At 61.5% G+C, this 8057-nt stretch carries 9 protein-coding genes and 1 pseudogene; 8 read left to right on the top strand and 2 right to left on the bottom strand.

Annotation, left to right across the window (positions count from 1 at the left end; translation table 11 throughout):
- From E5W87_RS11610 to E5W87_RS11590, 5 genes and pseudogenes are all read left to right on the top strand, one after another.
- Positions 1-765, top strand: a pseudogene (locus tag E5W87_RS11610) (DNA primase); the annotation flags it as partial.
- A gap of 372 nt (positions 766-1137) precedes the next feature.
- The gene (rpoD, locus tag E5W87_RS11605) at positions 1138-3159 is read left to right on the top strand and encodes an RNA polymerase sigma factor RpoD (protein WP_292397137.1); all 2022 of its coding nucleotides are present in this window, start codon (positions 1138-1140) and stop codon (positions 3157-3159) included.
- 208 nt (positions 3160-3367) lie between these two features.
- On the top strand, positions 3368-3661 hold the full coding sequence (locus E5W87_RS11600) for a GYD domain-containing protein (protein ID WP_095488944.1): 294 nt from the start codon (positions 3368-3370) through the stop codon (positions 3659-3661).
- A 97-nt stretch (positions 3662-3758) separates the two neighbouring features.
- On the top strand, positions 3759-4394 hold the full coding sequence (locus E5W87_RS11595; RefSeq protein WP_292397134.1) for a sulfotransferase family 2 domain-containing protein: 636 nt from the start codon (positions 3759-3761) through the stop codon (positions 4392-4394).
- Between the two features lie 120 nt (positions 4395-4514).
- Complete coding sequence (locus E5W87_RS11590; RefSeq protein WP_292397131.1) at positions 4515-4895, top strand: thiol-disulfide oxidoreductase DCC family protein; 381 nt, start codon at positions 4515-4517, stop codon at positions 4893-4895.
- Positions 4896-4910: 15 nt separating this feature from the next.
- On the opposite strand, the gene E5W87_RS11585 is transcribed toward E5W87_RS11590, so the two are convergent.
- Positions 4911-5165, bottom strand: coding sequence for a DUF2798 domain-containing protein (locus E5W87_RS11585; protein WP_292397128.1), 255 nt, complete (start codon positions 5163-5165; stop codon positions 4911-4913).
- Between the two features lie 272 nt (positions 5166-5437).
- Here E5W87_RS11585 and E5W87_RS11580 point away from each other — a divergent pair, with 272 nt between their 5' ends.
- Positions 5438-6109: a PadR family transcriptional regulator gene (locus E5W87_RS11580; RefSeq protein WP_292397125.1), complete on the top strand. Its 672-nt coding sequence runs from the start codon at positions 5438-5440 to the stop codon at positions 6107-6109.
- Between the two features lie 101 nt (positions 6110-6210).
- Complete coding sequence (locus E5W87_RS11575) at positions 6211-6501, top strand: HlyU family transcriptional regulator (protein ID WP_292397121.1); 291 nt, start codon at positions 6211-6213, stop codon at positions 6499-6501.
- Between the two features lie 127 nt (positions 6502-6628).
- Here E5W87_RS11575 and E5W87_RS11570 read toward each other — a convergent pair whose 3' ends face one another.
- On the bottom strand, positions 6629-7264 hold the full coding sequence (locus tag E5W87_RS11570) for an FMN-dependent NADH-azoreductase (RefSeq protein WP_292397119.1): 636 nt from the start codon (positions 7262-7264) through the stop codon (positions 6629-6631).
- A gap of 110 nt (positions 7265-7374) precedes the next feature.
- Between E5W87_RS11570 and E5W87_RS11565 the strand changes: the two genes are divergently transcribed.
- Positions 7375-8057, top strand: a 683-nt coding sequence (locus E5W87_RS11565; protein ID WP_292397116.1) for a LysR family transcriptional regulator, incomplete at its 3' end; no start/stop codon positions are given.

The following is an 8057-nucleotide window of genomic DNA, read 5'->3' as shown; positions in this document are numbered from 1 at the left end:
GAACTGGAAAAGACGCTGCGCGAACTGACCAGCCGGATCCGCGACGAGAGCTTGCGCTACCACTACCAGCAGGAAATGCGCGAGCGGGTACTGAGCTTTTTCGGCGCCCAGCGCGGGCGCCAAGGTCGTCAAGAGGGGCGGCCCGGCGAGCGCTTTCAGGGCAAGGGCTCAGCTCCCGGCGGACAGTTCGCACGTGGTGGCGGTGGACGTACCGCGATCACCGAAAGCCTCGGCCGTTCGGCGCTGGTCAAGCGCAGCAGCGAGGGAATGTCGGTGCGCGAGGCGACGATCATTGCAGCTCTTGTCAATCATCCAGCGCTGATCGACGAGAATTTCGCCCATGTCGAGTTCCTCGACCTCGCCAACACCGATCTGAAGCGGCTGCACGCGGCCATTCTCGATGCGATGGCGCATGACATGGCCAACGACCGCAACGCGGTGATCGCGACGATCGAACGAGCCGGCTGCGGTGAAATCTGGGCGCGCGCGGTGGCGCTGATCAAACGGGCGCGGCAATGGCCGGCGCTGGAAACCGCCGGACTTGACGATGCCCGCGACGCCTTCAGCCAGGCGCTCCACTTGCAGCGCAGCGCGCGCACCTTACATAAGGAGCTGAAACAGGCGGAAGCGGCGCTCGCCAGCGATCCCACGGACGAAAACTACCGGCATCTCATCGAGATCCAGGCGCAATTTCGCGACGTGCAAGCAACGGAAGCGCTGATCGAAGGGTTCGGTGTGTCCTCGGGAAGGGCCGGGCGGGCGTAGGTCGAAGCTTACGAAAGAGTGAAAAGTGCAGAACCGTGCTTGCGCGTCGAATCAGCCGCGGCGCTTTAAGTCGGGTAATTGATTCGCTTTTTTCATGCGAATCATGCGAGAGGCGCTTGACCTTCTGGCAGAATGACGGAATCAGGACGATTCGAAACGTTAACCCGCGCCGGCGTCGACGGGAAATGCAGCGATGTGAGGTACCGGTCACTGGACAGGCATTCGGCCTGCCACAGATACCAGGGTTAATCTGGACTTAACGAGAGATGCAGTTACTGGCCCGGGGAAGCGCGTTCTAGAGCGAGCGCATCTGATTTAACCGGAACGGCAGCTTACGCGGCTTGATACTCGGCCGCTTGGAGAAAATAAAGAATGGCGACAAAAGAAAAGGAAGAGGTCGAGACCGAACGCGAAGGCGCCACCGATGGCCCTCTGCTCGACCTTTCCGACGATGCTGTCAAGAAGATGATCAAGGCCGCCAAGAAGCGCGGCTATGTCACCATGGACGAGCTGAATTCGGTGCTGCCCTCGGAGGAAGTGACCTCCGAGCAGATCGAGGACACGATGGCCATGCTTTCCGACATGGGCATCAACGTGGTCGAGGACGACGAGCAGGGCGAAGAGCCTGAAGCCGCCGATGCGGCTGCCGACGCCGAGGAAGACGCCAACGAGCTGGCCGAGCAGACCGGCACCGCCGTAGCCGCGACGACCACCAAGAAAGAGCCGACCGATCGCACCGACGATCCGGTTCGCATGTATCTGCGCGAAATGGGCTCGGTCGAGCTTCTGTCGCGCGAGGGCGAAATCGCGATCGCCAAGCGCATCGAGGCCGGCCGCGAGACGATGATCGCGGGCCTGTGCGAAAGCCCGCTGACGTTCCAGGCCATCATCATCTGGCGTGACGAGCTCAATGAATCGAAGATCCTGCTGCGCGAGATCATCGATCTTGAAGCGACCTATGCCGGGCCGGAGGCCAAGCAGGCGCCGGTGGTCGAGCGGATCGAGGAAGCCAAGACCGAGGAAAAGCCACGCCGTTCGCGCGAGGACGAGGACGACATCACCAATGTCGGCACCGACACGCGCGGTCTGACTGATGACGACGAGGAAGACGAGGACGAGGCCAGCCTGTCGCTGGCGGCGATGGAAGCGGAACTGCGCCCGCAGGTGATGGAGACGCTCGACGTCATCGCCGACACTTACAAGAAGTTGCGTAAGCTGCAGGACCAGCAGGTCGAGAACCGGCTGGCCGCCGCCGGCACGCTGTCGCCCAGCCAGGACCGCCGGCTGAAGGAGCTGAAGGACCAGCTGATCAAGGCGGTGAAGTCGCTGTCCCTGAACACGGCGCGCATCGAGGCGCTGGTCGAGCAGCTCTACGACATCAACAAGCGCCTGGTGCAGAACGAAGGCAAGCTGTTGCGGCTGGCCGAAAGCTATGGTGTGCGCCGCGAGGAATTCCTGAAGGAGTATCAGGGCTCGGAGCTCGATCCGAACTGGACGCGCTCGATCGGCAATTTGACCTCGCGCGGCTGGAAGGAATTCACCAAGAACGAGAAGGACGCGATCCGCGACCTGCGCGCCGAGATCCAGAACCTCGCCACCGAAACGGCGATCTCGATCCTCGAATTCCGCAAGATCGTCAACCAGGTGCAGAAGGGCGAGCGCGAAGCCGCGATCGCCAAGAAGGAAATGGTGGAGGCCAATCTGCGCCTCGTCATTTCCATCGCCAAGAAATACACCAATCGCGGCCTGCAGTTCCTCGATCTGATCCAGGAAGGCAATATCGGCCTGATGAAGGCGGTCGACAAATTCGAATACCGCCGCGGTTACAAGTTCTCGACCTACGCAACATGGTGGATCCGGCAAGCGATCACCCGCTCGATCGCCGATCAGGCGCGCACCATCCGCATTCCGGTGCACATGATCGAAACGATCAACAAGATCGTCCGCACCTCGCGCCAGATGCTGCACGAGATCGGCCGCGAGCCGACGCCGGAGGAATTGGCGGAAAAGCTGGCCATGCCGCTGGAAAAAGTGCGCAAGGTGCTGAAGATCGCCAAGGAGCCGATTTCGCTCGAAACGCCTGTCGGCGACGAGGAGGATTCGCATCTCGGCGATTTCATCGAGGACAAGATGGCGATCCTGCCGATCGACGCGGCGATCCAGGCCAATCTGCGCGAAACGACGACGCGGGTGCTTGCTTCGCTCACCCCGCGCGAAGAACGCGTGCTCAGAATGCGTTTCGGCATCGGCATGAACACCGACCATACGCTGGAGGAAGTCGGCCAGCAGTTCTCGGTCACCCGCGAGCGCATCCGCCAGATCGAGGCCAAAGCGCTGCGCAAGCTCAAGCACCCGAGCCGTTCGCGCAAGCTGCGGAGCTTCCTCGACAGCTGATGCCGGGCACCGGATAAGCAATTTAAAGGGCGCTGCGGCGCCCTTTTTCGTTCGTGGCACAGGGATTGTCTCGCAGACGGTGCGGTTGTTCTTGCAGCACACCTGCTGTGGGAGGATAATCTGGTGTCGGATGCATTTTCTGGGCGACAAACCCGGATGCCCGCCCCGGCAGTGACGCCGTGCTCCGAGGCCCCGGAGGGAGGTGTGCATGACAAACTACATCGTGCTGATCAACTGGACGGAGCAGGGCGCCAAAAATGTGCGCGAGTCGCCGAAGCGGCTCGATGCCGCCAAGAAGCTGCTGGGAGACATGGGCGGCTCGTTCAGGGCGTTTTATCTCACCATGGGCGAATGCGATATGGTGGCGATCGTCGAAGCGCCCGACGACGCGGTGCTCGCTCGTTTCTCGCTGATGCTGGCGTCAGGCGGTAACGTGAGGACGCGGACGCTCAAGGCTTTCCCGGAATTGGCCTATCGCGAGATCATCGCCTCGCTCGGGTAAGGCGCTGCGCGGCTATAGACCCGCGCCAAGCCGAGTTCCTGATATCGGACGGTCAGGCGCCGCTTGACGGCGCCCGATCCGCCGATCATGAGGAGGAATGCTGCTCTCGCTCGAAAAGAACTTCATTTTCATCCACATCCCGAAGACGGCCGGGACCTCGCTTACCCGTGCGCTAGGGCCGTGGAGCCTGAAGCCAAAACGAACGCAGTGGCGTCGCCTGCTGTCACACCTTCCCGTGCGCGAGACGCCTCAAAATGCGTTCCTCAGGCAGCATGACAAAGCAAGCTGGGTGAAGCACAAGCTGCCGGCGGAGATCTATGACAGCGCCTACAAGTTCGCCGTCGTGCGCAACCCTTTCGAACTTGCGGTCTCGACCTATTATTTCCGCCGGGACTATCTCTCCGGCCGGCGCTGGAACAGAGCCAGGGTCCTGGATTTCATGGCTTTCCTGCGCTATCTCGAACGCAAGAACCGTCTTGTGCGGGTGGACCAGACGAGCTGGATTTCGGACAGGCACGGAAACCTCATCATCGATGAGATTTTGCGGTTTGAAACGCTGGCCGAGCAATTCAATGCGCTGGTCGAACGGCTCGGTCTGCCGGGCGAGGTGAAGCTTCCCCGGTCAAACGTCAATGCACCTTACGACTATCGCGCAGTCTATGATGACGAGGCGAAAAGCATCGTGCGACGGCTCTATTCCAGGGATTTCGAGCGCTTCGGCTACAAATTCTGATTTTTTCCAGACATCCGCAATTCGTCGGCACGATGCCGCGTCGCGGCCAGGCTGGTCAGAACCGTTGCGGGGCGAGGATATTTCCCGGATAGTCAGCGCAGCCTTCAGGTCGCGAAACACATGCCCAAGCCTCTGCTGACCATCTGGTACAACACCCGTTGTCCGGTTTGCGATGCCGGCATCGTCAGGCAGAAGCGGCAGCTGGTCGAGGCGATCAAGGCCGGGCGGATAGCGTTTCGCGACATCAATGCCGAACCGTCGGCGCTGGCCGGATACGGCGTGTCCCTGGAGGACATCCGCCGCCGGCTGCATGCAACCGATGCGGACGGCAAACTGCTGGTCGGCGCCGAGGTCGCAATTGCCGTCTGGTTGGCAACACCGGGCGAGGGCTGGCTGGCGGCGTTGTTCGGCAACCGCGTCGCGCTGCCGTTGACGCGCTATGCCTATGATCGCTTCGCTGATCTTCTCTATGCCTGGAATAGGCGTAAGGGCCGCTGGTAAGCGGTATTCATCCGCCTATCTGGTTGCGGGCTCGCACAGCCAGCCGACGATACGGCGCACCACCGGCAGCACAAGCAGCGTCGGAAACGCCACCAGCCAGGATAGGCCCCAGGCGGCCAGCCAGATGGCTGGCAGGTTGGGCTGCGGCCCGAGGCTTTTCAGCGTCGAGATGAACGAGACGATGAGGGTCATCAGCAGCGATAACACCAGCGGGCTGACGATCGCGGCATAGCGCGCAGGCAGTTTCTTGCGCCCGGTTCCTATGGTCATTAGGGATTTTTTCCTGAAGTATCCGGCCCGTCGCATGGCATCCATTTCGCCGGTCTTCGGCGTAATTGCCCGGAAAGAACCGGAGTGGATGCGTTGCTTGACGTCAGACGCTTACGGACGATCTTCGACCCTCGCGCACCGTTTAGCCAAGCTCGCTGACGAAATCAATCCCACTGGCGTCGTTCCCAGATACATCGTAAGATATATCTTGACTCGATCGGCTGGCCTGCCTAATTAAGATATATCGTAAGACATAACTCAAGGAGCAGACAATGCACAGACATCATCATTTCGGCGAGCGCGCCGAGCGCGTTTTCATGCATATGGCCGGCAAGTTCGGCGGCCGTGGCGGCGGTTTCGGCCCATTTGGCCACGGCATGAGGGGCGGCGGGCGCGGCGGGTCGGGCGACATGTTCCGCGCCGGACGCATGCTGGCCGACGGCGATCTCAAGTTGATCACGCTGTCGCTGCTGGCCGAGGCCCCGCGCCACGGCTATGACATCATCAAGGCGCTGGAGGAGCGCACCAGCGGCGTCTATAGCCCGAGCCCGGGCGTGGTCTATCCGACGCTGACCTTCCTGGAAGAGGCCGGCTATGCTGTTTCGTCGGCGGAAGGCAACAAGAAGGTTTTTTCGATCACCGAGGCAGGGCAGGCGCATCTCAATGACAATCGCGAGATGATCGACCACGTGCTCGACCATCTCGAGCGTTTCGGCCGCAAGATGGCAAAGGCGCGCGACTGGTTCGGCTGGAACGACAATGGCGAGGATGGCGGACGGCGCGGCCTGGGCCGTTCGGAAAAGCGCGACGAATTCCGCGCCGTGCGCCACCGGCTGCGCGCAGCGCTGAGCGACATCGTCGATGCATCCGAAGACAAGCAGGCTCAGGCGATGAGCATCCTGATAGACACAGCCGAGGCCCTCGAGGCGCTGTCACGCCGCTGACGTCCAGTAGGTGGGCCTTGCCGGTTCCGCCGAGGACCGGTAGTGAAAATCACCCTGCGCCGCGCTATGTGGTGCAGGGTGATTGCCGTTGGAGGATACCCATGTCATTTCTGAAGCGTCTTTTCGGTGGCGGTAGTGATGTCGGCGAACCGAAAAGTGCCGCCCCGGCAAAGCAGATCGAGCACAAGGGATTCTTGATCAGCGCGACCCCCTACAAGGCGGAGGGCCAGTACCAGACCTGCGGCGTGGTTTCGAAGGAAGTCGACGGTGTGATGAAGGAACATAAATTCATCCGCGCCGACCGTTTTGCCGGGCTAGACGACGCCGTCGACATCTCGATCAAGAAGGGCATCCAACTTGTCGACGAGCAGGGCGAGAAGATCTTCGGTTAGCCTGGCGATTGGCGATGTCCCTTAAGCTGTAGGATCTGACGGCGCCTCGTCGGGCATCAGGCGGATAGCAAAAAGGCAGGCGCCAGGGCGCCTGCCTTCTTAGTTCTGGTTACCAGCTATTCGCGCTCTATGCGGCGGCGACGACTGCTCCGGTTGAGGCGACCACCGCATCCACCTTGGCGGATGCCTTGGCCAGGGCGGCCGTGACGGCATCGGCTCCCATGCCGACGCCTTCGATGCGGATGACTTCGACGTCGGTCATGCCGATGAAACCAAGCACGCTGCGCAGGTAAGGGATGGCGTGATCCATCTGCACGGCAGCGCCTTCCGAATAGATGCCGCCCGAGGCAAGGACGATGTAGACCTTCTTGCCGGTGACGAGGCCCTTCGGGCCATTCTCGCCATACGCGAAAGTCTTGCCGGAGCGGGAGACGTGATCGACCCAGGATTTCAGCGTCGACGAGATGCCGAAATTGATGAAGCCGGTGGCCAGGATGATGGTGTCGGCGGCAAACAGCTCATCCAGCACGCCGTCGGAGACGCCGACGACCTCGGCCTGGCGCTGGGTGCGGGCTTCGACGGGCGTATAGATGCCGGTCGAATAGTCCGGATCGATGTGCGGCAGCGGGTTCGCGACAAGGTCGCGCACGGCAAGCTTGGCCGAGGGATCGGCGGCGAGCAGCTTTTCTGCAAGTTCGGTGGCGATACGGGTAGAATGCGAGGCAGCGCCGCGCGGACTCGACGTGACAAGAAGGATGGACATGGCGGGCTCTCCAGGGTTGGAATGATTTGTCCCGCCAGATATGGGTTCATCGACCCATTTGAAAAACTGGTATATTTTCTATATTATCCATCTACAATTTGGATAAGGCGATGCAACCCAATCCGACGCTTGACCAACTGCAAATCCTGGTGACGGTGGCCGATACCGGCAGCTTCTCGGCCGCCGGCCGCAAGCTCAACCGCGCGCAGTCGGTCATCAGCTACGCCATCGCCAATCTCGAGGCACAGCTTGGGTTGAAGCTGTTCGAGCGCGAGGGCACGCGCGAACCGCAGCTGACCGATGTCGGCCGGGCGACGCTGGAGGATGCGCGGCGCATGGTCGGCATGCTGCAGCGCATCCGCTCGCGTGTCGACGGCCATAAGCAAGGGCTGGAGGCGGAAGTCAGCATGTCGGTCGACGTGACACTGCCTTCGCCTGTACTGGTTCGGGTTCTGAAGGCGTTCGAGGCACAGTTTCCGACGGTAACGTTGCGCCTGCATATAGGCTCGCTCGGCCTGATCCTTGACCATGTCGTGGGCGGACAGGCCGATCTCGGCGTCGGCGGCATTTTGGGCGAAGCCGACGTCAACCTTTTACGGATCGGCTTCACCAGTCTGGTGCCCGCTGCCGCGCCCAGCCACCCCTTGGCGCTGCTTCCAAGACCGGTGCCGCTCGAGGAGGTGCGCGAACATATCCAGCTTGTCGTCAGCGACCAGTCGGAGCGCACGCGGGGGCGCGACTACGGCGTCTTTGCCTACCGCACCTGGCGGCTGACCGATGTGCGCACCAAGCA

The sequence above is a fragment of the Mesorhizobium sp. genome (genome assembly GCF_004962925.1).
GTDB lineage: Bacteria > Pseudomonadota > Alphaproteobacteria > Rhizobiales > Rhizobiaceae > Mesorhizobium.
The sequence above is the reverse complement of the archived record's forward strand: the minus strand, read 5'-3'. Positions and strand labels throughout refer to the sequence as shown.